The organism is Streptomyces sp. NPDC026206 (assembly GCF_040638465.1).
GTDB lineage: Bacteria > Actinomycetota > Actinomycetes > Streptomycetales > Streptomycetaceae > Streptomyces.
Window position 1 is genome coordinate 175,517 of the sequence record NZ_JBEZYL010000009.1, and the last position, 22,655, is coordinate 198,171.

Genomic DNA, 22,655 nt, shown 5'->3' on the forward strand with positions numbered 1-22,655 from the left:
CGGCCGGTTCGGCCACGCTCCCGCCCCCGATCGCCCGGCAGCGTCATGGCAGACGAAACCCCCCGGCGCGGAGCGCGCCGGGGGGTCACCCGTCTGCTTAGGCCTTACGGAGGCGGAACGTCAGTCCGAGGCCCTCGTCGGTGAAGGGTTCCCCGAACGTGTCGTCACCCTCGCCGGAAGCGAAGTCCGTCGCCAGGACCTCGTCCGCGATGAGCGACGCGTGCTCGTCGAGCGCCGTCGTGGTCTCGGCGTCCGTGGACGCCCACCGCAGCGCGATCCGGTCCGCCACGTCCAGGCCGCTGTTCTTGCGGGCCTCCTGGATCAGGCGGATGGCGTCACGGGCGAGGCCCGCACGCCGCAGCTCCGGCGTGATCTCCAGGTCGAGCGCCACGGTGGCGCCCGAGTCGGAGGCCACGGACCAGCCCTCGCGCGGGGTCTCGGTGATGATCACCTCGTCCGGGCCGAGCGTGACGGTCTCACCGTCGACGACCACCGAGGCCGTACCCTCGCGCAGCGCGAGCGAGAGAGCCGCCGCGTCCGCCGCGGCGACGGCCTTGGCCACCGCCTGGACGCCCTTGCCGAACCGCTTGCCCAGGGCACGGAAGTTGGCCTTGGCCGTCGTGTCGACCAGCGAGCCGCCCACTTCGGAGAGCGAGGCGAGCGAGGAGACGTTCAGCTCCTCGGTGATCTGGGCGCGCAGCTCCTCGCCGAGCGCCTCGAAGCCGGCCGCCGCGACCAGCGCGCGCGACAGCGGCTGACGCGTCTTGACGCCGGACTCGGCGCGGGTGGCGCGGCCCAGCTCGACCAGGCGCCGGACGAGCAGCATCTGCTGTGACAGCGCCGGGTCGATGAGCGCCGCGTCGGCCTTCGGCCACGTGGCCAGGTGGACCGAGTCCGGGGCCTGCGGGTCGACCGGGACGACCAGGTCCTGCCACACCCGCTCGGTGATGAACGGCACCAGGGGCGCCATCAGCCGGGTGACGGTCTCGACGACCTCGTGCAGCGTACGCAGCGCGGCCGCGTCGCCCTGCCAGAACCGGCGGCGCGAACGGCGCACGTACCAGTTGGACAGGTCGTCCACGAAGGACGACAGCAGCTTGCCGGCGCGCTGGGTGTCGTAGGCCTCCATGGCCTGCGTGACCTGGTCGGTCAGTGCGTTCAGCTCGCTGAGCAGCCAGCGGTCGATCAGCGGCCGGCCGGCCGGCGCCGGGTCGGCGGCCGAGGGGGCCCAGCCGGACGTACGGGCGTAGAGGGCCTGGAAGGCGACGGTGTTCCAGTAGGTGAGGAGCGTCTTGCGGACGACCTCCTGGATCGTGCCGTGGCCCACGCGGCGCGCGGCCCACGGGGAGCCGCCGGCGGCCATGAACCAGCGGACGGCGTCGGCGCCGTGCTGGTCCATCAGGGGGATCGGCTGGAGGGTGTTGCCCAGGTGCTTGGACATCTTCCGGCCGTCCTCGGCGAGGATGTGGCCCAGGCAGACGACGTTCTCGTACGACGACTTGTCGAAGACGAGCGTGCCGACGGCCATCAGGGTGTAGAACCAGCCACGGGTCTGGTCGATGGCCTCGGAGATGAACTGCGCCGGGTAGCGCTGCTCGAAGAGCTCCTTGTTCTTGTGCGGGTAGCCCCACTGGGCGAACGGCATCGAGCCGGAGTCGTACCAGGCGTCGATGACCTCCGGCACGCGGACGGTCGCGCGCGAGCAGCCCTCGGCGGTGCAGGTGAAGGTGACGTCGTCGATGTACGGGCGGTGCGGGTCGAGCCCGCTCTGGTCGGTGCCGGTGAGCTCGGTGAGCTCGGCCAGCGAACCGACGCACGTGAGGTGGTTCTCCTCGCAGCGCCAGATGGGCAGCGGGGTGCCCCAGTAGCGGTTGCGGGAGAGCGCCCAGTCGATGTTGTTGTTCAGCCAGTCGCCGAAGCGGCCGTGCTTGACGGACTCCGGGAACCAGTTGGTCTTCTCGTTCTCCTGGAGCAGCCGGTCCTTGATCGCGGTGGTCCGGATGTACCAGGACGGCTGCGCGTAGTACAGCAGCGCCGTGTGGCAGCGCCAGCAGTGCGGGTAGCTGTGCTCGTACGCGACGTGCTTGAAGAGCAGGCCGCGCTCGGAGAGGTCCGCGACGAGCTTCTCGTCGGCCTTCTTGAAGAACTGGCCGCCGACGAGGCCGAGGCCCTCCTCGAACGTGCCGTCCGGGCGGACCGGGTTCACCACGGGCAGGCCGTAGGCGCGGCAGGTCCTGAGGTCGTCCTCACCGAAGGCGGGGGCCTGGTGGACCAGACCGGTGCCGTCCTCGGTCGTGACGTACTCGGCGTTGACGACGAAGTTCGCGCCCTCCAGCTCGACCAGGTCGAACGGGCGGCGGTAGGCCCAGCGCTCCATCTCGCGGCCGGTGAACGACTGACCGGTGGCGGTCCAGCCCTCGCCGAGGGCCTTCTCCAGCAGCTGTTCGGCGACGACCAGCTTCTCGTTGCCGTCGGTGGCGACGACGTACGTGACATCGGGGTGCGCGGCGGCGGCCGTGTTGGAGACCAGCGTCCACGGGGTGGTCGTCCACACCAGCAGCGCCGCCTCGCCCGCGAGCGGGCCGGAGGTCAGCGGGAAGCGCACGAAGACGGACGGGTCGACGACCGTCTCGTAGCCCTGCGCCAGCTCGTGGTCGGACAGGCCGGTGCCGCAGCGGGGGCACCAGGGGGCGACGCGGTGGTCCTGGACCAGCAGGCCCTTGTTGAAGATCTCCTTCAGCGACCACCAGACGCTCTGGACGTACTCGGGGTCCATGGTCCGGTACGCGTCGTCCAGGTCGACCCAGTAGCCCATGCGGGTGGTGAGCTCGGCGAACGCGTCGGTGTGCCGGGTCACGGACGCGCGGCACTTCGCGTTGAACTCGGCGATGCCGTACTTCTCGATGTCCTGCTTGCCGTTGAAGCCGAGTTCCTTCTCGACCGCGAGCTCGACCGGCAGGCCGTGGCAGTCCCAGCCGGCCTTGCGGCCGACGTGGTAGCCCTGCATGGTGCGGAAGCGAGGGAAGACGTCCTTGAAGACGCGGGCCTCGATGTGGTGCGCACCGGGCATGCCGTTGGCGGTCGGGGGGCCCTCGTAGAAGACCCATTCGGGGCGGCCCTCGGACTGTTCGAGGGTGCGGGCGAAGGTCTTGCTCTCGCGCCAGAATTCGAGCACGGCGTGCTCGAGCGCGGGCAGATCCACTTGTGCGGGTACCTGGCGGTACTGCGTCATCGGCTTCCTCCGGCGGGACGTCACTTGCGCTGTCCGTCGGAGGGACGAGAACGCGCTCTGCGCTGCGCTTCCCGCGGTACCACCCTCCTTGGCCGCAGGCGGATGCCTCCGGCCCCCTCATTGGGATCGCGATGCCGGTTCTACTGACCCCTCGGGGCGTTCTTCCGGCGGCTCCGGGCTGATCTTCACGCCGCGCACACCCCCGGGCTCGCACCGTCCCCGGGTCGCTCATGGCTGCGTACGACGCTACTGGTCCCTTCCACGCCTCTCGCTGCCGCCCAGTGTACGGGCCCGAGCGGACGCCAGCCCACCGATTACGGGGCCGGAGGCGGGGCACGACGGCGGAGACCGGCGAGCCCCGTTGCTGCGTGCCGTGAGCCGATTTATCGTTCCCGCACGATGTGCGCGCAAGATCATAAAATGTGAAGGGGTCGCGGCCATGGCGGAGAAGTCGGCGGCGAAGCGCACTGCCGCTTCTGCGGCGAGGAGGACCGGGGCGGCCCAGAGGGCCGCGCCGTCGGAGAAGCCTGCCGCCGCCGGTGCTGCCGCTGCCAGGAAGAAGCCCGCGTCGGCGGGCAAGGCGTCCTCCGCCGAGCGGTCCCCGTCGGGGAAGGACGAGCCTGCCGGCAAGGCTGCGCCCGCGAAGAAGACGACGCCGAAGACCCCCGCCCCGAAGAAGCGGACCCCTGCGCGGGCGCCTGCGGCGAAGGCCGCGCCGGCCAAGAGACCCACTCCCGCCAAGGCGGCGTCCGCCGCGAGGGCTGCCGGTAAGAAGGCCGCACCCGCCGGGGGCGGACCTGCGGAGAAGGCGGCTGCCAAGAAGGTGGCTTCGGCCCGGAAGCCGGCCGTCAGAGAGGCGGCCCCCGCCAAGAAGCCGGCCTCCGGCAAGGCGGCGGCCCCGGCCAAGGCGACTCCCGCCGGGAAGGCGGCCGCCAAGAAGCCGTCACCTGCCGAGGCGGCGGCCCCTGCCAAAGCGGCAGCCTCCGGCAAGGCGGCAGCCTCCGGCAAAGCGGCGGCACCCGGCAAGGCGGCGGCGCCCGGCAAGGCGGCGGCGCCCGGCAAGGCGGCGGCGCCCGGCAAGGCGGCAGCCTCCGGCAAGGCCGCGGCCCCCGCCCAAGCAGCGGCCTCTGGGAGAGCAGCGGCTCCTGCCAAGGCCGCGGTCTCCGGCAAAGCGGCGGCTTCCGCCAAAGAAGCGGCTCCCCGCAAAGCAGCAGCCCCCGGCAAGGCCGCGGCCTCGGCCAAAGCGGCGGCCCCCGCCCAAGCAGCGGCTCCCGCCAAAGCAGCGGCCCCCCGCAAAGCAGCAGCCCCCGGGAAAGCGGTGGCGCCCGGCAAGGCGGCAGCCTCCGGCAAGGCCGCGGCCCCCGCCCAAGCAGCGGCCTCTGGGAGAGCAGCGGCTCCTGCCAAGGCGGCGGCTCCTGCCAAGGCGGCGGCTCCCGCCAAAGCAGCGGCTCCCGGCAAAGCCGCAGCCTCCGGCAAAGCCGCGGCCCCCGTCACAGCCGCGGCCCCCCGTGGAAAACCGGCACCGGCCAAAAAGTCGGCATCGGCGGAGAAAAGCGTCGCGGCGGGGAAGACTGCCACGGTGGCCCGTGCCGCGGGCGTCCGGAAGGGGGCGGCGGTGGGGGGCGCGACCGGCGGGGAGGCCACGGTGGCCGGAGCTGCGTCCGCCGGGAAGGGCGCAGGGAAGAGTGCCGCCCCGGCCGAAACGGCCGGCACGGCCGAGAAGTCCGCACCGGCCCCCACGGCGGTGCCCGCTGAGGAGACGGGAGCCAGGATCGTGGCTGCGAAGAAGACCGCGAACAAGGTGCCGGGAGCGCGCACGGCCGCTGCGGGGCCGGGAGAGCTGGCCGTACGACCGGGTGAGGAACCCTGGTCACCGGAGGAGGTGACCGAGGCCCGCAGCGGGCTGCAGGACGAGGTCCTGCGGCTGCGGGCCGAGATCGCGGCCTCGGAGGAGGCGATCAGCGGCCTGATGCGCGACTCGGGCGACGGCGCCGGCGACGACCAGGCGGACACCGGCACGAAGAACATCACCCGGGAGCACGAACTGGCCCTGGCCGCCAACGCCCGCGAGATGCTGCAACAGACCGAGCGGGCGCTGGAGCGCCTGGACGCCGGTACGTACGGCCTCTGCGAGAACTGCGGCAAACCCATCGGCAAGGCGCGTATGCAGGCGTTTCCCCGGGCCACGCTGTGCGTGGAGTGCAAGCAGCGGCAGGAACGTCGCTGAACCTCCCGGCACCGCGTGCCGTACCCTCGTCCTCAGCCAGCAGGGACGACATCCAGGGACTCACGTGACTGAGGCGGAACAGGCCGGACGACCCACCGAGCCCACCGGGCCCACCGGGGCGACGGCGACGGCCGGCGGGAAGAGCGGAGCCGGGGGCAGGCGGCGCATCGCGGTGCTGCTCGCGGTGGCCGCTTTCGCCTACCTCCTCGACCTGGGCAGCAAGCTGCTCGTGGTGGCCCAGCTGGAGCACCACGACCCGATCCAGGTGATCGGCACCTGGCTCCAGTTCGAGGTGATCCGCAACCGCGGCGCGGCCTTCGGCATCGGCGAGGCGATGACGATCGTCTTCACGGTCATCGCCACCGCCGTGATCGTGGCGATCGCCCGCATCGCCCGCAAGCTCTACAGCCTGCCGTGGGCGATCGCGCTCGGCCTGCTGCTGGGCGGCGCCTTCGGCAATCTCACCGACCGGCTCTTCCGTTCGCCCGGCGGCTTCGAGGGCGGCGTGGTGGACTTCATCGCCCCCGCCCACTTCGCGGTCTTCAACCTCGCCGACTCCGCGATCGTGTGCGGTGGCTTCCTGATCGTCATCCTCTCCTTCCGGGGCCTGGACCCGGACGGAACCGTGCACAAGGACTGAGCGCGGGAAGGCCCTGGACAGGGGCGCCGTGCCCGTCCGTCATACTCGACGGGTGAGCACCATTCCCGAGATCCGCGCCCTTCCCGTTCCCGACGGCCTCGAAGGCGAGCGCGTCGATGCCGCGATCGCCCGTATGTTCGGCTTTTCCCGCACCAAGGCGGCCGAGCTGGCGGCCGCGGGCAAGGTCCAGCTCGACGGGGCCGAGGCCGGGAAGTCCGACCGGGTGACCGGCGGCGCCTGGCTCGAGGTCGAGATGCCCGCGGCGCCCGCGCCGGTGCAGATCGTCGCCGAGCCGGTCGAGGGCATGGAGATCGTCCATGACGACGACGACATCGTCGTGATCGTCAAGCCGGTCGGCGTGGCCGCCCACCCCAGCCCCGGCTGGACGGGCACCACCGTGATCGGCGGGCTCGCCGCCGCCGGATACCGCATCTCCACCTCCGGTGCCGCCGAGCGCCAGGGCATCGTGCACCGTCTGGACGTCGGCACGTCCGGTCTGATGGTGGTCGCCAAGTCCGAGCGGGCCTACACCCTGCTCAAGCAGCAGTTCCGCGAGCGCACGGTCGACAAGCGCTACCACGCGCTGGTCCAGGGCCACCCGGACCCGATGAGCGGCACGATCGACGCCCCCATCGGCCGCCACCCCAACCACGACTACAAGTGGGCGGTCACCGCCGAGGGCAAGCCGTCGGTCACCCACTACGACCTCATCGAGGCGTTCCGGGCCGCCAGCCTCCTCGACATCAAGCTGGAGACCGGCCGCACGCACCAGATCCGCGTGCACATGGCCGCCCACCGGCACCCCTGCGTCGGCGACCTCACCTACGGCGCCGACCCCACCCTCGCCAAGCGGCTGGGCCTCACCCGCCAGTGGCTGCACGCCATGCGGCTCGGCTTCGAGCACCCCGGTGACGGCAGCTGGGTGGAGTTCGAGAGCGCCTACCCCGACGACCTGCAGCACGCCCTGGACACGGTGCGGGCCGAGAGCTCGTAACGGGCCCCGTGGGGCGGGTAGGGAGCGAGTGAGGCAGGCTGGAGGTCTGTTCCACCGCACCGACCCACCCGGAGGGTATCCGTGGACCAGCTCGCCCTGCTGTTCGTCCTGCTGCTCGGGGCGCTGGTCACGGTGCCGCTGGGGGACCGGCTGGGGGTGCCGTCCCCGGTCCTGATGACGATCGGCGGGATCGTCCTCGCGCTGCTGCCGTTCGTGCCCAACGTCGACATCCCGCCGGAGTTCATCCTCCCGCTGGTGCTGCCGCCCCTGCTCTACGCCTCCGCCCAGCGCACCTCGTGGCGGCAGTTCGCGGCCAACCGGCGGCCGATCTTCCTGCTGGCGGTCGCGCTCGTCTTCGTCACCACCGCGGCCGTCGCCACCGTCGCCAACGCGATCGTGCCCGGGATCTCGCTGGCCGCCGCCGTGGCGCTGGGTGCGCTCGTGGCCCCGCCCGACCCGGTCGCAGCCACCGCCGTCGCGGGCTCCCTGGGGCTGCCGCGGCGCCTGGTCTCCATCCTGGAGGGCGAGGGGCTCTTCAACGACGTCACCGCGATCGTGCTCTACCACGTGGCCGTCGCGGCCGCCGTCAGCGGCAGCTTCTCGCTGCCGAAGGCGGTCGGCGCGCTGGTGCTGTCCGCCGTGGTGGCCGTCGCGGTCGGCCTCGCGCTCGGCTGGGCCACCAAGCGGCTGATGGACGTCCTCGGGGACGCCACGCTCCAGATCGGCCTCACCCTGCTGGTGCCGTTCGTCTCCTACGTCCTCGCCGAGGAGTTCAAGGGCTCCGGCGTGCTCGCGGTGCTGACCACCGCGCTCTTCCTCGCCGAGTACGCGACGGATCCCGACGACGTCCTGGGGCGGCTGGCCGGGCACACCTTCTGGGAGGTCGTCGACACCCTCGTCACCGGCGCGGCCTTCGGCCTGGTGGGCCTGGAGCTCCACAACGCCATCAGCACCGCCTCCGGCCGCTGGGGCGAGATGCTGGGCATCGGCGGCACCGTCGTCGCGGTGGTGGTGGGCGTACGGCTGCTGTGGCTGCTGCCCGCCGCGTGGCTGGCCAGAAAGCTGCACAAGCGCCGGGACGTCGACGAGGAGATCCTGCTGAGCTGGCGCGAGACGGTGGTGACGTGGTGGTCGGGGATGCGCGGTGTGGCCACCGTGGCACTCGCCCTGGCCCTCCCGCTGACCATGCACGACAAGACCCCCTTCGCCGCCCGTGACGAGATCCTCTTCATCGCGTTCGCCGTCATCATCGCCACCCTCGTCGTCCAGGGCCTGACCCTGCCCTGGCTGGTCAAGGCGCTGGGGGTGCGTGCCGACTCCGACGCGAGGCGGGAGCTGGAGCGGGAACTGGCCGCCCGGGCGGCGAAGGCGGCCAAGCACCGCCTGTGGCAGATCGTGGAGGAAGAGGATCTTCCCGAGGACATGATGGAGTTGCTCGGCCGGCGCGCCTACGACATGGGTGCCCGGATCAGCCCGGAGATGGTCGACGAGGAGCGCCGCGAGGCACACGCGCAGCGCGTGGAGCGGCTGCGGACTCTCCAGCGGGTGCAGGGGGAGCTGCTGTCGGCGGCGCGGCGCGAGGTGCTGACGGCACGCAGTGAGCCGGGGGTGGACCCGGAGGTGGTGGACCGGGTGCTGCGGCATCTTGACGAACCCACCCTGCGCGGGTTCTGAAGCGGCTGGCTCCGGCCGCCGCCCCTTACGTCGTGCCCGGTCCCGGGCCGATGTCCTCGCCGGTCGGCGGGGTCTGCCGGCGGTCGGGGGCCTCCTCCAGGCCCGGGGCGGTCGCGGTGTTGATCCGCGGCAGCGCGTACGGGTGCTCCCGCCGCAGCCACGCCACAAGTGCCTCACGCACCACACAGCGCAGCGTCCAGATGTCGTCGGGGTCCTTGGCGGTGACCAGCGCCCGGACCTGGATGGTGGACGGGGTGGTGTCGGTGATCACCAGGGACCAGGCCCGCCCGTCCCACTCCGGGCACTCCTTGAGCACCGTGTGGAGCCGGTCGCGCATCAGGTCCATGGGGGCCGAGTGGTCCAGGTGGAAGAAGACCGTGCCGGTCATCCGCGGGTTGCTGCGCGACCAGTTCTCGAACGGCTTGCTGGTGAAGTACGACACCGGCATGGTGACGCGCCGCTCGTCCCAGGTGGTCACCACCAGATAGGTGAGCGTGATTTCCTCCACCGTTCCCCACTGGCCCTCGACCACCACCGTGTCACCGATACGCACCATGTCGCCGAAGGCGATCTGCAGCCCGGCGAAGAGGTTGCCGAGCGTCGACTGCGCGGCGATGCCCGCGACGATCCCGATCACGCCCGCCGAGGCCAGCACCGACGCCCCCGCCGCCTGCATGGCCGGGAAGGTCAGCAGCATCGCCGCGATCGCCACCACGCTCACCGCGGCCGTGACCACCCGCTGGATCAGCGTCACCTGCGTCCGTACCCGGCGCACCCGGGCCGGGTCCTGGGCCCCCGCGGCGTAGCGGGCGTAGCCGGACTCCACCACCGCCGTGGCCACCCGGACCGCCAGCCAGGCGCACGCCCCGATCAGTATCAGGTTCAGTACCTGCTCCACCGCGGCGTCGTGCTCCTCGGGCAGCTCGGCCGAGCGGTAGCCCGCGCGCAGCAGTGCCGTGCACAGCACCACGCGCAGCGGCATCCGGCAGCGTGCCAGCAGCCCCCACAGCGGGGTCTCCGGGTGCCGGGCGCCGATCCGGCGCACGGTTTGATCGGCGGCCCAGCCGGCGATCAGGGTGATCAGGACGGCCCCGCCGAGGACCGCCAGGGGACGCAGTATGTGCTCCATGGGCAGCTCCGCTCCTGCCTGCGGCTCGGGCCCGGGCGGGCCCCGTGCGGTGGGCGCCCCTTCCGACCGTAACTGGCACGATGGGTTCCACGCTTCCCCAGCTCACGCTGGGAGGTGCTCCCACAGCTTTAAGGAAGTGACCCCAGTGGCGTCCCCTACCACGATTCTCCTGTTCCATTCGGCCTACGGGCTGCGCCCCGCGGTCCACGCCGCCGCCGAGCGGCTGCGCGCGGCCGGGCACGAGGTGCACGTACCGGACCTCTACGAGGGACGGACGGCGGAGACCGTCGAGGACGGCATGGCCATCAAGGACGAGATCGGCCGGGAGGAGCTGCTGCGCCGCGCCGTGACCGCCGCCGCGCCGCTGTCGGACCGGGGTCTGGTCTACGCGGGGTTCTCGCTCGGCGGTTCCATCGCGCAGAACCTGGCGCTGGGCGACGAGAAGGCGCGCGGGCTGCTGCTCCTGCACGGCACGTCCGACCTGGCCGAGGACGCGGCGGTGGACGGCCTGCCCGTACAGCTGCACGTGGCGGACCCGGACCCCTTCGAGCCGCACGACTGGCTCAACGCGTGGTACCTGCGGATGCAGCGGGCGGGTGCGGATGTGGAGGTCCACCGCTACCACGGTGCGGGGCACATCTTCACGGACCCGGAGCTGGCGGACTACGACGCGGAGGCGGCCGGGACCACGTGGGCCGTCGCGCTGGGCTTCCTGGCGGAGCTCGCGCAGGCGTGACCGGTGGGACGAGCCCCTGGCCCGCCTCGATCGCCGGACGGGCTCCATACGAGCCCGTCCGGCGATCGAGGACACAGCACAGCCAGCCCGTCCGGCGGTTGAGGACCGGAGTCCGGGGCGGCGCCCCGTGTCAGCGCACCGGGGCGTCCGCGCGCTCGATGCGCTGCGTGCCGGAGCGGGTGCGGTAGGAGCGGGTCCAGGAGGACGTCGCGGCCGGGTCCCTCTTGTCGGACAGGGCGTAGTAGTCCATCTGGGCCCGCTCGGCGGTCACGTCGAGGACGCCGTAGCCGTGCGAGTCCATGTCGAGCCACTTCACATGCCGGTTGGCGGCCTTGATGGCCGTGGCGGCGGCCAGGGACACCGTGTGCGGTGCCACGTGCAGCAGGTCGTCGAGGTTGTCGGACGTGACGGAGGTGACGACGAACTCGGTGGCCACCGACGAGGACAGCGGATAGGTCGCGGCCTTCTTCGGCACGTCGTTGGCCCACGCCATGTGGATGTCGCCGGTGAGGAAGACGGTGTTGCGGATGGCGCGGTCGGCGAGGTGGGTGATCAGTTCCCGCCGGTCGTCGGTGTAGCCGTCCCACTGGTCGGCGTTGATCGTGATGCCGCCCGCCGGCAGCCCCAGGAGTTCGGCGAGCGGCTCCAGGAGGTGCGCGGGCAGGGCGCCGAAGGCCACCGGCGAGATCATCACGGGGTTGCCGACGAGCCGCCAGGTGGTGTCGGAGGCCGCCAGGCCCTCCTTGAGCCAGTCCAGCTGGGCACGGCCGGTGATCGTGCGCTCGGGGTCGTCCACTTCGCCGCTGCCGGCCTTCGCCTGCTGTGAGCGGAAGGACCTCAGGTCCAGCAGGTGCAGGTCGGCCAGGGTGCCGAAGCGCAGCCGGCGGTAGGTGGTGCCCTCGACGGAGGGGCGTACGGGCATCCACTCGAAGTAGGCCTGCTTGGCCGCGGCCACGCGCGCCGCCCAGTCGCCCTCCGCGCCGGGCGTGTGGTTCTCCGCGCCCCCGGTCCAGGCGTCGTTGGCGAACTCGTGGTCGTCCCAGATGGCCACGACGGGGTGCGCGTGGTGCAGGGCCTGGAGGGCGGGGTCGGTCTTGTAGCGGCCGTGGCGGGTGCGGTAGTCGGCCAGGGTGACGATCTCGTGGGCGGGGGCGTGCGGGCGCACGACGTACTTGGCGGCGGGGTACTCGCCGGACTTGTACTCGTAGATGTAGTCGCCGAGGTGGAAGACCGCGTCCAGGTCGCGGCGGTCGGCGAGGTGGCGGTACGCGGAGAAGTGGCCCGCCTCCCAGTTGGCGCAGGAGACCACGCCGAAGCGGATGCCTGCCGTGGCCGCGCCGCGGGCGGGGGCCGTGCGGGTGCGGCCGGCGGGGGAGTGCATGCTCTGTGCGCCGCCGGCGACCGTGAATCTGTAGAAGTAGCCGGTGGCGGGGCGCAGCCCGCGCACGTCCGCCTTGACGGTGTGGTCGGTGGCGGCGGACGCGGTGACCGTGCCCCGGGCGACGACCCGGGCGAACGCGGCGTCCTCGGCCACCTCCCAGGTGACCTCGACGGCCGGTCCGCGCCCCGAGCCGGGCACGGCGTCGGGGGTGGGTGTGACGCGGGTCCACAGCAGGATGCCGTCGGGCAGCGGGTCACCGGAGGCGACGCCGTGCAGGAAGGCGGAGGGGGAGCCGGCCGGGGCAGCGGAGTCGGCCAGTGCGGCCGGAGCGGAGGCCAGCGGCAGCAGGGCGGCGGTGGCGGAGGCCGCGGCGGCCGTAACGGCAGTGCGGCGCGATATGTGGTGGAATGTCACGAGCCGTCACTTTACTGGCCGGTAGGACCGGCGGTAAGGCCACGGGCGGGCGAAATCCCGAGTGTTCGCCCACCCGTCGGCGCGCGGACAACTCCGCGCGCCGGGCGGCTACTTCTTGAGCGACTTCTCCACCAGGGAGTTGAACTCCTCCGCCACCTGCGGCGCCTGGCCCTGCTGGTTGGCCAGGACCTTGCCGTTGAGCTTGAGGCCCGGGGTGCCCTGGAGATCCTTGCCCTGCCCGACGAAGGTGTCGAAGCTGGCGGACATCTCCAGCGCCCACTTGTCGTAGGTGCCGTCCTTGACGTCCTTCTCGAACGCGGCGTTGCCCTTGAGCTCCTTGACCTCCCCGGCTATGGAGAGGAGCTTGGCGTCGTCGGAGAAGGCGTCGTCCCGCTCGTCGGGGTGGTTCTTCTTGTCGAACAGCGCCTTCTTGTAGTCCAGGAACGCCTGCGGGCCGACGTTCAGGGCCGCGCCCAGCGCGCTCAGCGCGTTCTTCGAGCCCGATCCCTTGATCATCGGGTTGCGGTCAAGGAAGGTGCCCATCCGGTACTGCACCTTGTACCTGCCGTCCTTGATGTCCTTCAGGACGCTCTCGCCGACGTTCTGCTCGAAGCCCGAGCAGACAGGGCAGCGCATGTCCTCGAAGACCTCGAGGGTGTTCTTCGCGTCCTGCTTGCCGATGGCGACCGTGGTGCCCTTGTCGCCGGTGGAGTTGGCGGGCTGCTTGAAGTCGCGCTTGCCGGCGGCCGTCTCCCAGTCCTCGCTGCTGACCTTGTTGTTCTTGCTGCCGTCGGTCGCCTTGGTGAGGGCCACGCCGACGCCGCCCGCGATCGCGAGGACGGCCACGATCGCCCCGGCGACCAGGAGCTGACGGCGCGTCTTGTCCTTCTTCGCCTGGCGTTCGCGCTCGGCGCGCAGCCGCTCGCGCGCGGCGGCCTTGTTCTGCGGGTTGTTGCGGTTGCTCATGATGTCGCTCCGTGGGGGTACGGGAAGGGAACCGGTGGTGTGCTCAGCGGGATGCCGGGCACAACGGCGGTCCCCGCCGTACGACGGAGTGGCCGAGAAGGGGCAGCGCGCGGGCCGGGAGGGTGTCGCGTACGGGCCGCGGGGGCGTGCCCTGGGAACGGGTGTACGCGCCGGGCGCCGCGGCGGCCGCCAGCAGGGGCCGGAACGCGAACGAGGCCACCGCCCGCAGCAGCCGGGTCAGCGCCACCTCGCCGCGCCGCAGCCAGGCGGCGGCAACCATCCCGACCGCGACATGCGCGGCGAGCAGCAGCCAGGGGGTGGCGGAGTGCGGGGCGGCGCTGCTCGCGAGGGGGTTGGAGCCGCCCTGGGCGGCCACGCGGGCCAGCGGGGTGCCGAAGTCGCCGCCCCGGCAGACCAGATCGACGCCCATCGAGCGCAGCGGTCCCGCGACCGGGCCGCCGGACTGCCCGTAACAGGCGTGCTGACCGGCGGTGAAGACCGTGTCGGCGGCCAGCTCCAGCGGGACGAGCAGCGCGGCTATCGACCCGTAGCCGCGCTCACGGCCGGCGAGCGCGTAGGCGAGGGCGAAGAACACCGCCGAGAGCACGGCGATGGTCGACAGCGGCAACGGCATGCGCGACAGCAGCACATGGGAGGCCGCGGAGAGGGTGACGCACAGCGCGGTGAACAGCGCGGCGCGCACTGCCCTGTAGCCGGCTCCCGTCCCCTCCATGACGCCGAAGTCTGCCACGGCATCCGTGGCGTGTCGCGTCTCGATTCGGCATCGCCGAGGGGACGGTCGCCGGTGCCGCCCGGGAGCGGCAGGGGCGGCTACTTGAGCTGTTCGTCGATGGCCGGGGTGAACTGCTGCGGGGTCATCGGGACGCCCTTGCCGTTCGCCGTCTGGACCTCCAGCTTCTTGCCGTCGACCTTCAGGGTCGGCGTGCCGGTGACGTCCTTGGCCTTGTCGAAGGAGTCGGACACCTCCAGCGCCCACTTGTCGAAGGTGCCGTCCTTGACGTTCTTCTCGAACTCGGCGTTGCCCTTCAGAGCGGGGACCTGCTGGGCGACCTTGAGCAGGACGTCGTCCTTGGCGAACTCGTCCTTCGTCTCCTCGGGGTGGTTGGCCTTGGAGTAGAGCGCCTTGTTGTAGGCGCTGAAGGCGTCGGTGCTGACGTTCAGGGCGGCGCCGAGCGCGCTGAGCGCGTTCTTCGAGCCGGTGCCGGCGATCTGCGGGTTGCGGTCGAGGAAGGTCCCGACGTGGTACGCGACCTTGTACTTGCCGTCCTTGACGTCCTTGTCGATCGTCCCGCCGACGTTCTGCTCGAAGACCGAGCAGATCGGGCAGCGCATGTCCTGGTAGATCTCCAGGGTGTGCTTGGCGTCCTTCTTGCCGACGACGATCTCGGTGCCCTTGTCGCCGCCGGTGTTGGCGGGCTTGACGAGGCTCTTGTCCGCCGCGGCCTTCCACGTGGAGTCGGTGCTCTTGCTGCTGCCCCCACCGCTCGCCTGGCTCACGCCGTAGGCTATGCCGCCCGCGACGGCCAGGACGCCGGCCACCGCGCCGGCCACGACGAACTGGCGGCGGGCCTTTTCCTTCTTCGCCTGGGCCTCGCGCTCGGCACGCAGCCGCTCGCGCGCGGTCTGCTTGTTCTCCCACTGGTTGCGCTTGCTCATGGTGATGCTTCTCCGTGGTGCTCTTGGTGCGAACTGTTCTCTACTGCTCAGCCGAGGACGGGGCGAAGCGGTGGTCCGCGCCGGACGACGGAGTGGAGAAGCGGTGCGCGCGGCCGGGCCGTGCGCGCGGGGCGTACGGGCCGTACGGGCGCGCCCTCCTGGCGGGCACCGGCGCCGAGCGCGGCGGCGGCCAGCAGCAGCGGGCGGAAGGCGGCCACCGCGGCGGCGCGCAGCAGCCTGCCGAGCGCCGCCTCGCCGCGGCGCAGCCAGGCGGCGGCCAGCAGGCCCACCGCGATGTGTCCGGCGAGCAGCAGCCAGGGCGCCGTGCCCGGGGCGGCGAGCCCCGCGAGGGGCCCGCCCATGCTCGCGCCGCACAGCCAGCTCAGCGCCCCCGGGGCCGGGTGCCCGGCGCCGCCGTAGCAGGTGTCCTGCCCGGTGGTGAAGAGCGCTCCCGAGACCAGCTCCAGGGGCACCAGCAGGGCCGCGATGCGCCAGAAGCCGCGCTCCTCGCCCGCGAGGGCGTAGGCGAGCGCGAAGACGGCCGCGCCGGCCGCGGCGACCGCCGGGGCGGGCAGGGCCCTGCCGGACAGCAGCACGTGCGAGGCGGCGGACAGCAGCACGCACAGCGCTGTGAACAGCGCCGCGCGCAGCGCCCGCAGCCGTGCCGCCGATATGTCCATGAGGGCCGAGTCTGCCATGCCGCGCGGTGAGCCCCGGCTAAAGGCCGGGGATCCGGCCGTTGCGGAAGAGGTCCACGAAGATCTGGTGGTCCGCGCGGGCCCGGGCGCCGTAGCTGTGGGCGAAGTCGACCAGCAGTGCGGCGAAGCCCTCCTCGTCGGCGGCGATGACGGCGTCGATGGCGCGCTCGGTGGAGAAGGGCACCAGCGAGTGGCCGCTCTGGTCGTCGGCGGCGGCGTGCATGGTGGCGGTGGCGCGGCCGAGGTCGGCGACGACGGTGGCGATCTCGGCGGGGTCGTCGATGTCCGACCAGTCGAGGTCGACGGCGTAGGGGGAGACCTCGGCGACCAGCTGCCCGCTGCCGTCCAGCTCCGTCCAGCCCAGCCACGGGTCGGCGTGCGCCTGCAGCGCCCGCTGGGAGATCACCGTGCGGTGGCCCTCGTGCTGGAAGTAGCCGCGCACCTGCGGGTCGGTGATGTGCCGGGAGACCGCCGGGGTCTGCGCCTGCTTCATGTAGATGACGACATCGTTCTCCAGGGCGTCGCTGTTGCCCTCCAGGAGGATGTTGTACGAGGGCAGCCCGGCGCTTCCGATGCCGATGCCCCGACGGCCGACGACGTCCTTGACGCGGTAGGAGTCCGGCCGGGCCAGGCTGGTGTCGGGGAGGGTCTCCAGGTAGCCGTCGAAGGCCGCGAGGATCTTGTAGCGGGTGGCCGCGTCCAGCTCGATGGCGCCGTCGTCGCCCAGGAAGCGCCGCTCGAAGTCCCTGATCTCGGTCATCGTGGCGAGCAGCCCGAAGCGGGTCATCGACCGGGCCTCGCGCAGCGCGCCCAGCAGCGGGCCGTCGGCGGTGTCCAGGGTGAAGGGCGGCAGCTCGGTGAAGTCGGCGCTCTTGGCCCCCGAGGCGAGGGCGTGGATCCGCTCGCGGTAGGCGGCGGCGTAGATCCGCACCAGCTCGCTGATCTTCTCGTCGCTGAGCGCCTTGGTGTAGCCCAGCAGCGCCAGGGAGGCGGCGAAGCGCTTCAGGTCCCAAGTGAAGGGGCCGACGTACGCCTCGTCGAAGTCGTTGACGTTGAAGACCAGGCGGCCGTTGGCGTCCATGTACGTGCCGAAGTTCTCGGCGTGCAGGTCGCCGTGGATCCACACCCGGCTCGTCCGGTCGTCCAGGTACGGGCCGGCGTCGCGCTCGTGGTCCAGGTCGGAGTAGAACAGGCAGGCCGTGCCCCGGTAGAAGGCGAAGGCGGAAGCGGCCATCTTCCGGAACTTGACCCGGAAGGCGGCCGGGTCGGCCGCCAGCAGCTCACCGAAAGCGGTGTCGAAAACGGCGAGGATCTCCTCGCCGCGCTGCGTGGCCCGGTCGTGCTCGAGCGCCATCGCTGGGTCCTCCTGGTGGGGGCACCCCCAGCGGTGGCTGGGGGAGGGGCATCGGGCGGACAGATGTGCTGCCGTCCGTAGGCGTCCGAGGCTACCGGCGCGTGCCCGCGGCTGTCGGTGGGGGCCGGTAACCTTCAAAACTGTCCCCGCCGACCCGCTGCCCCCCGCCGGAGGTCTTCCATCGTGGCCAAGCCGCCCTTCACGCACCTGCACGTCCACACCCAGTACTCGCTGCTGGACGGTGCCGCGCGGCTCAAGGACATGTTCAATGCCTGCAATGAAATGGGCATGACGCATATCGCCATGTCCGACCACGGCAACCTGCACGGCGCGTACGACTTCTTCCACCAGGCCAAGAAGGCGGGCGTCACCCCCATCATCGGCATCGAGGCGTATGTGGCGCCCGAGTCGCGGCGCAACAAGCGACGCGTCCAGTGGGGCCAGCCGCACCAGAAGCGCGACGATGTCTCCGGTTCGGGTGGTTATACGCACAAGACCATCTGGGCGGCGAACAAGACCGGTCTGCACAACCTCTTCCGGCTGTCCTCCGACGCGTACGCCGAGGGCTGGCTGACCAAGTGGCCGCGCATGGACAAGGAGACCATCTCCCAGTGGTCCGAGGGCCTGATCGCCTCCACCGGCTGCCCCTCCGGCGAGGTGCAGACGCGGCTGCGGCTCGGCCACTTCGACGAGGCGCTCAAGGCCGCCTCCGACTACCAGGACATCTTCGGCAAGGGCCGCTATTTCCTGGAGCTGATGGACCACGGCATCGAGATCGAGCGCCGGGTCCGCGACGGCCTGCTGGAGATCGGCAAGAAGCTCGGCATCCCCCCGCTGGTCACCAACGACTCCCACTACACCTACGCGCACGAGGCGAGCGCGCACGACGCCCTGCTCTGCATCCAGACCGGCAAGAACCTCTCCGACCCGGACCGCTTCCGGTTCGACGGCACCGGCTATTACCTGAAGTCGACGGACGAGATGTACGCCATCGACTCCTCCGACGCCTGGCAGGAGGGCTGCGCCAACACGCGCCTGGTCGCCGACCAGATCGACACCGAGGGCTGGTTCCAGGAGCGGAACCTGATGCCGAAGTTCGATGTGCCCGAGGGGTTCACCGAGGTCACCTGGTTCCGCGAGGAGACCATGCGCGGCATGGCCCGGCGCTACCCCGGCGGCATCCCGGAGGACCGGCTCAAGCAGGTCGAGTACGAGATGGGCATCATCATCGAGATGGGCTTCCCCGGGTACTTCCTCGTGGTCGCCGACTTCATCATGTGGGCCAAGAACAACGGCATCGCGGTCGGCCCGGGCCGGGGCTCGGCGGCCGGCTCCATCGTCGCGTACGCCATGGGCATCACCGACCTCGACCCGATCGAGCACGGACTGATCTTCGAGCGGTTCCTCAACCCCGAGCGCATCTCCATGCCCGATGTCGACATCGACTTCGACGAGCGCCGGCGCGGTGAGGTGATCCGGTACGTCACCGAGAAGTACGGCGCCGACAAGGTCGCCATGATCGGCACGTACGGCAAGATCAAGGCCAAGAACGCGATCAAGGACTCCGCCCGCGTCCTCGGCTACCCGTACGCGATGGGCGACCGGCTCACCAAGGCCATGCCCGCCGACGTCCTCGGCAAGGGCATCGACCTCAACGGCATCACCGACCCGAGCCACCCGCGCTACGGCGAGGCGGGCGAGATCCGGGGGATGTACGAGAACGAGCCGGACGTCAAGAAGGTCATCGACACGGCGAAGGGCGTCGAGGGCCTGGTCCGGCAGATGGGTGTGCACGCGGCCGGTGTGATCATGTCCAGCGAGACGATCACCGACCACGTCCCCGTCTGGGTGCGGCACTCCGACGGTGTGACCATCACCCAGTGGGACTACCCGAGCTGTGAGTCGCTCGGCCTGCTGAAGATGGACTTCCTGGGCCTGCGCAACCTCACGATCATGGACGACGCCGTCAAGATGGTGAAGGCCAACAAGGGCGCCGACATCGATCTCCTGGCCATCCCGCTGGACGACCCCACCACGTACGAACTGCTCTGCCGCGGTGACACACTCGGCGTCTTCCAGTTCGACGGCGGCCCCATGCGCTCGCTGCTGCGCCTGATGAAGCCCGACAACTTCGAGGACATTTCCGCTGTCTCGGCCCTGTACCGGCCGGGCCCGATGGGCATGAACTCGCACACCAACTACGCCCTGCGCAAGAACGGCCAGCAGGAGATCACCCCGATCCACCCCGAGCTGGAGGAGCCGCTCAAGGAGGTCCTGGGCGTCACCTACGGCCTCATCGTGTACCAGGAGCAGGTGCAGAAGGCCGCGCAGATCATCGCCGGGTACTCGCTCGGCGAGGCCGACATCCTCCGCCGGGTGATGGGCAAGAAGAAGCCCGACGAGCTGGCGAAGAACTTCGTCTTCTTCAAGGAAGGCGCGAAGAAGAAGGGCTTCTCCGACGAGGCCATCCAGGCCCTGTGGGACGTGCTGGTCCCCTTCGCCGGATACGCGTTCAACAAGGCGCACTCCTCGGCGTACGGCCTGGTCACGTACTGGACCGCCTACCTCAAGGCCAACCACCCCGCCGAGTACATGGCCGCCCTGCTGACCTCGGTCAAGGACGACAAGGACAAGTCGGCGACCTACCTCAACGAGTGCCGCCGCATGGGCATCAAGGTGCTCCCGCCGAACGTCAACGAGTCCGAGTCCAACTTCGCCGCCCAGGGCGACGACGTGATCCTCTTCGGCCTCACCGCCGTCCGCAACGTCGGCGCCAACGTCGTCGACTCGATCATCCGCAGCCGCAAGTCCAAGGGAAAGTACACCTCCTTCCCCGACTTCCTCGACAAGGTCGAGGCCGTCGTCTGCAACAAGCGCACCGTCGAATCGCTGATCAAGGCCGGCGCCTTCGACGAGATGGGGCACACCCGCAAGGGCCTCACCGCGCACTACGAACCGATGATCGACAACGTGGTGCAGGTCAAGCGCAAGGAGGCCGAGGGACAGTTCGACCTCTTCGGCGGCATGGGCGAGGAGGACAGCAGCGAGCCCGGCTTCGGGCTCGACGTGGAGTTCTCCGACGTCGAGTGGGAGAAGTCCTACCTGCTCGCGCAGGAGCGCGAGATGCTCGGCCTCTACGTCTCCGACCACCCCCTCTTCGGCATCGAGCACGTCCTCAACGACAAGGCCGACGCCTCGATCTCCCAGCTCACCGGCGGTGAGCACGCCGACGGCGCGATCGTCACCATCGGCGGCATCATCTCCGGCCTGCAGCGCAAGATGACCAAGCAGGGCAACGCCTGGGCCATCGCCACCGTCGAGGACCTCGCCGGCTCCATCGACTGCATGTTCTTCCCCGCCACCTACCAGCTGGTCTCCACCCAGCTCGTCGAGGACGCCGTCGTCTTCGTCAAGGGGCGGCTCGACAAGCGCGAGGACATCCCCCGCCTGGTCGCCATGGAGCTGATGGTCCCCGACCTGTCCAACGCCGGCACCAACGCGCCCGTGATCATCACCATCCCCACCGTGAAGGTCACCCCGCCCCTGGTGGAGCGGCTCGGCCAGGTGCTCACCCACCACCGGGGCTCTACCGAGGTCCGCATCAAGCTCCAGGGGGCGCGCAAGACGACCGTGCTGCGCCTGGACCGGCACCGGGTGACGCCCGACCCGGCGCTCTTCGGTGACCTCAAGCAGCTGCTCGGCCCGTCCTGCCTGGCGGGCTGAGCCCGCTCCCGGCCCCGGAGAACGCCCGAGGGGCGCGCCCGCTTCAGGCGGGCGCGCCCCTCAAACGCATCCAAGCGCCGGTCAGTTGTGGCCGAAGCGCTTCTGGCGACCCTTGTGAGCGACGTCGGCAGGGGTGACCTGGGACTGCCGCTGCTCCGTCTGCGACTCCATCGATGACCTCTTGGCCTGCTGCTGTCCGCGCTCGGCCGCACTCGACGACTGTGGCTGCTTCCGGTTCTTGTTCTTGGCCATGCTCAAGTGCCTCCACATCCGGACGACCCCCTCGGTTCACCCTCCCACGCACCGGCCAAACGTGCATTTCGGGTAATTACCGTGGGTGACAGGGGTACTTATCGGCCGTGGCCCGTATCCGCCACGCCGAAGATCCAGTTCGGACTGATAACCCCCGCGCGGTCGGGCAGACTCCTGGGAAAGCCAAGGAGACCGGGGCACGCCTGTGCCGGGGGGCGACCGCACTTCTGAACTCAGGGAAAGAGGGTGGAACGTGGACCGCTGCGTCGTCCTGGTGGACGCCGGGTATCTGCTGGGCGCCGCCGCGAGCCTGCTGGCCGGGGAACCCGCCCGGTCCCGCATCACCGTCGACCACGCGACCCTCATCCAAGGCCTGCGCGAACGCGCCGAGGCCGATACCCAACGGCCGCTGCTGCGGATCTACTGGTTCGACGGCGCCCCCGACCGGGTGCCCCAGCCCGAGCACCGCCGGCTGCGCGTGATGTCCCGCGTCACCGTGCGGCTCGGCGCCCTGACCCGCAGCGACGGCCGCTGGGCCCAGAAGGGCGTCGACGCGGCCATGCACGCCGAGCTCACCGAGCTCGCCCGCAACCGCGCCTGCTCCGACATCGTGCTCGTCACCGGCGACGGCGACCTCCTCCCGGGCCTGATGTCCGCCAAGGAACACGGCGTCGCCGTCCACCTGTGGGCCGTCCAGGCCGCCGACGGCGACTACAACCAGTCCGAGGACCTCGTCGCCGAGGCCGACGAGCGCCGCGTCCTGGACCGCACGTGGATCACCCGGGCCGTACGGGCCAAGGAGCTCACCGGCATCTGCGCCCCGCAGCCCGCCCCCCGGCCCGAGATCGCCGCGATCCTCTCCGCGCCGCTCCCCGAGACCGCGGCCGCCGCGGCGGCCGCCGCCGCCGGCTGTACGGCGGACGCCCGGCCGGACGCCGAGCGCAACGGCAGCTCCCGGCCGTCGGCCGCCTCCGCCTGCCCGGGCACCGAGCGGGGCACGGAGGCCCCCGCCGCGCGCGGCGTGCCCACCCCCAAGGACCTCGCCGTCCTGGGGCGCGGCCCCGCGGGCCCGTCGCCCCAGCCCGCCAACGCCCCGGCCGCGTCGAACGGGCAGACCGGCTCCCCCAGCGCGACACTGCGCTGGTCCTCGGACAAGGGCTGGGTCGAGCGCGGCGCCGGCAACAGCCTCGGGGAGCCCCCCGAAACCGCCTGCCTGCCCATGCTCGCCCAGCTCACCAGCGCCGAGCAGCGCTGGGCGGACCGCGAGGAGGACATCACCACCGTCGGCGGCGATCCCTTCGAGGTCGGCCAGGTCTTCGCCCGCCGCTGGACCGAGCGCATCACCGACTCCGTCCACCTGCAGCACCTGTCCACCGAGTACCCCCGCATCCCGCACCGCATCGACGGCGAGCTCCTGCGCTACGCCGCCCGCTTCGGCCTCCTCGCCCACAAGGACGACCAGATCGACGAGCACGACCGCTACGCGATCCGCGCCGGCTTCTGGCGCGAGATCGACGCCCGCACCGCCGCCGAACACGCACCCGCGGGGGACTGACGG

Annotated in this window: 16 protein-coding genes; 7 read left to right on the forward strand and 9 right to left on the reverse strand. The window is 71.3% G+C overall.

The window, feature by feature from the left end:
* Nucleotides 1–97 precede the first annotated feature (97 nt).
* A complete protein-coding gene (gene ileS, locus AB0F13_RS15980; protein ID WP_362081394.1) occupies nucleotides 98–3,232 on the reverse strand; it encodes an isoleucine--tRNA ligase in 3,135 nt (1,044 codons plus the stop codon).
* Between the two features lie 439 nt (nucleotides 3,233–3,671).
* Between ileS and AB0F13_RS15985 the strand changes: the two genes are divergently transcribed.
* The 4 genes from AB0F13_RS15985 to AB0F13_RS16000 all read left to right on the forward strand — a co-directional run bounded on the left by AB0F13_RS15985 (nucleotide 3,672) and on the right by AB0F13_RS16000 (nucleotide 8,767).
* Nucleotides 3,672–5,459, forward strand: a complete 1,788-nt coding sequence (locus tag AB0F13_RS15985; RefSeq protein WP_362081397.1) for a TraR/DksA family transcriptional regulator — start codon at nucleotides 3,672–3,674, stop codon at nucleotides 5,457–5,459.
* Between the two features lie 64 nt (nucleotides 5,460–5,523).
* Nucleotides 5,524–6,099 (forward strand): signal peptidase II, encoded by a 576-nt coding sequence (gene lspA / locus AB0F13_RS15990; RefSeq protein WP_362081400.1) that lies wholly within the window; start codon nucleotides 5,524–5,526, stop codon nucleotides 6,097–6,099.
* 52 nt (nucleotides 6,100–6,151) lie between these two features.
* The gene (locus AB0F13_RS15995; protein ID WP_362081403.1) at nucleotides 6,152–7,093 is read left to right on the forward strand and encodes an RluA family pseudouridine synthase; all 942 of its coding nucleotides are present in this window, start codon (nucleotides 6,152–6,154) and stop codon (nucleotides 7,091–7,093) included.
* An 81-nt stretch (nucleotides 7,094–7,174) separates the two neighbouring features.
* Complete coding sequence (locus tag AB0F13_RS16000) at nucleotides 7,175–8,767, forward strand: Na+/H+ antiporter (RefSeq protein WP_362081406.1); 1,593 nt, start codon at nucleotides 7,175–7,177, stop codon at nucleotides 8,765–8,767.
* 25 nt (nucleotides 8,768–8,792) lie between these two features.
* Here the strand turns inward: AB0F13_RS16000 and AB0F13_RS16005 are convergent, their stop codons facing one another.
* Nucleotides 8,793–9,896 (reverse strand): mechanosensitive ion channel domain-containing protein, encoded by a 1,104-nt coding sequence (locus tag AB0F13_RS16005; RefSeq protein ID WP_362081409.1) that lies wholly within the window; start codon nucleotides 9,894–9,896, stop codon nucleotides 8,793–8,795.
* Nucleotides 9,897–10,041: 145 nt separating this feature from the next.
* On the opposite strand from AB0F13_RS16005, the gene AB0F13_RS16010 reads away from it, so the two are divergent.
* Complete coding sequence (locus tag AB0F13_RS16010; RefSeq protein WP_362081412.1) at nucleotides 10,042–10,632, forward strand: dienelactone hydrolase family protein; 591 nt, start codon at nucleotides 10,042–10,044, stop codon at nucleotides 10,630–10,632.
* A gap of 130 nt (nucleotides 10,633–10,762) precedes the next feature.
* On the opposite strand, the gene AB0F13_RS16015 is transcribed toward AB0F13_RS16010, so the two are convergent.
* From AB0F13_RS16015 to AB0F13_RS16040, 6 genes are all read right to left on the reverse strand, one after another.
* Nucleotides 10,763–12,427 carry an alkaline phosphatase D family protein gene (locus AB0F13_RS16015; RefSeq protein ID WP_362081415.1) on the reverse strand — a complete coding sequence of 555 codons (1,665 nt, stop codon included), beginning with the start codon at nucleotides 12,425–12,427 and terminating at the stop codon, nucleotides 10,763–10,765.
* Between the two features lie 108 nt (nucleotides 12,428–12,535).
* Nucleotides 12,536–13,393, reverse strand: coding sequence for a thioredoxin domain-containing protein (locus AB0F13_RS16020; RefSeq protein WP_362081418.1), 858 nt, complete (start codon nucleotides 13,391–13,393; stop codon nucleotides 12,536–12,538).
* 43 nt (nucleotides 13,394–13,436) lie between these two features.
* Nucleotides 13,437–14,126: a hypothetical protein gene (locus AB0F13_RS16025; protein ID WP_362081614.1), complete on the reverse strand. Its 690-nt coding sequence runs from the start codon at nucleotides 14,124–14,126 to the stop codon at nucleotides 13,437–13,439.
* Nucleotides 14,127–14,224: 98 nt separating this feature from the next.
* Nucleotides 14,225–15,070 (reverse strand): thioredoxin domain-containing protein, encoded by an 846-nt coding sequence (locus AB0F13_RS16030; protein WP_362081421.1) that lies wholly within the window; start codon nucleotides 15,068–15,070, stop codon nucleotides 14,225–14,227.
* Between the two features lie 47 nt (nucleotides 15,071–15,117).
* Nucleotides 15,118–15,768 (reverse strand): hypothetical protein, encoded by a 651-nt coding sequence (locus tag AB0F13_RS16035; RefSeq protein ID WP_362081424.1) that lies wholly within the window; start codon nucleotides 15,766–15,768, stop codon nucleotides 15,118–15,120.
* A gap of 19 nt (nucleotides 15,769–15,787) precedes the next feature.
* The gene (locus tag AB0F13_RS16040; RefSeq protein ID WP_362081427.1) at nucleotides 15,788–17,122 is read right to left on the reverse strand and encodes a DUF2252 domain-containing protein; all 1,335 of its coding nucleotides are present in this window, start codon (nucleotides 17,120–17,122) and stop codon (nucleotides 15,788–15,790) included.
* Between the two features lie 183 nt (nucleotides 17,123–17,305).
* On the opposite strand from AB0F13_RS16040, the gene dnaE reads away from it, so the two are divergent.
* Complete coding sequence (gene dnaE / locus AB0F13_RS16045; RefSeq protein WP_362081430.1) at nucleotides 17,306–20,845, forward strand: DNA polymerase III subunit alpha; 3,540 nt, start codon at nucleotides 17,306–17,308, stop codon at nucleotides 20,843–20,845.
* An 81-nt stretch (nucleotides 20,846–20,926) separates the two neighbouring features.
* Here dnaE and AB0F13_RS16050 read toward each other — a convergent pair whose 3' ends face one another.
* On the reverse strand, nucleotides 20,927–21,097 hold the full coding sequence (locus AB0F13_RS16050; protein ID WP_362081433.1) for a hypothetical protein: 171 nt from the start codon (nucleotides 21,095–21,097) through the stop codon (nucleotides 20,927–20,929).
* A 253-nt stretch (nucleotides 21,098–21,350) separates the two neighbouring features.
* Here AB0F13_RS16050 and AB0F13_RS16055 point away from each other — a divergent pair, with 253 nt between their 5' ends.
* Entirely contained in the window at nucleotides 21,351–22,652 is a 1,302-nt protein-coding gene (locus AB0F13_RS16055; protein WP_362081436.1) for an NYN domain-containing protein, read from the forward strand.
* The last annotated feature ends 3 nt before the right edge of the window (nucleotides 22,653–22,655 follow it).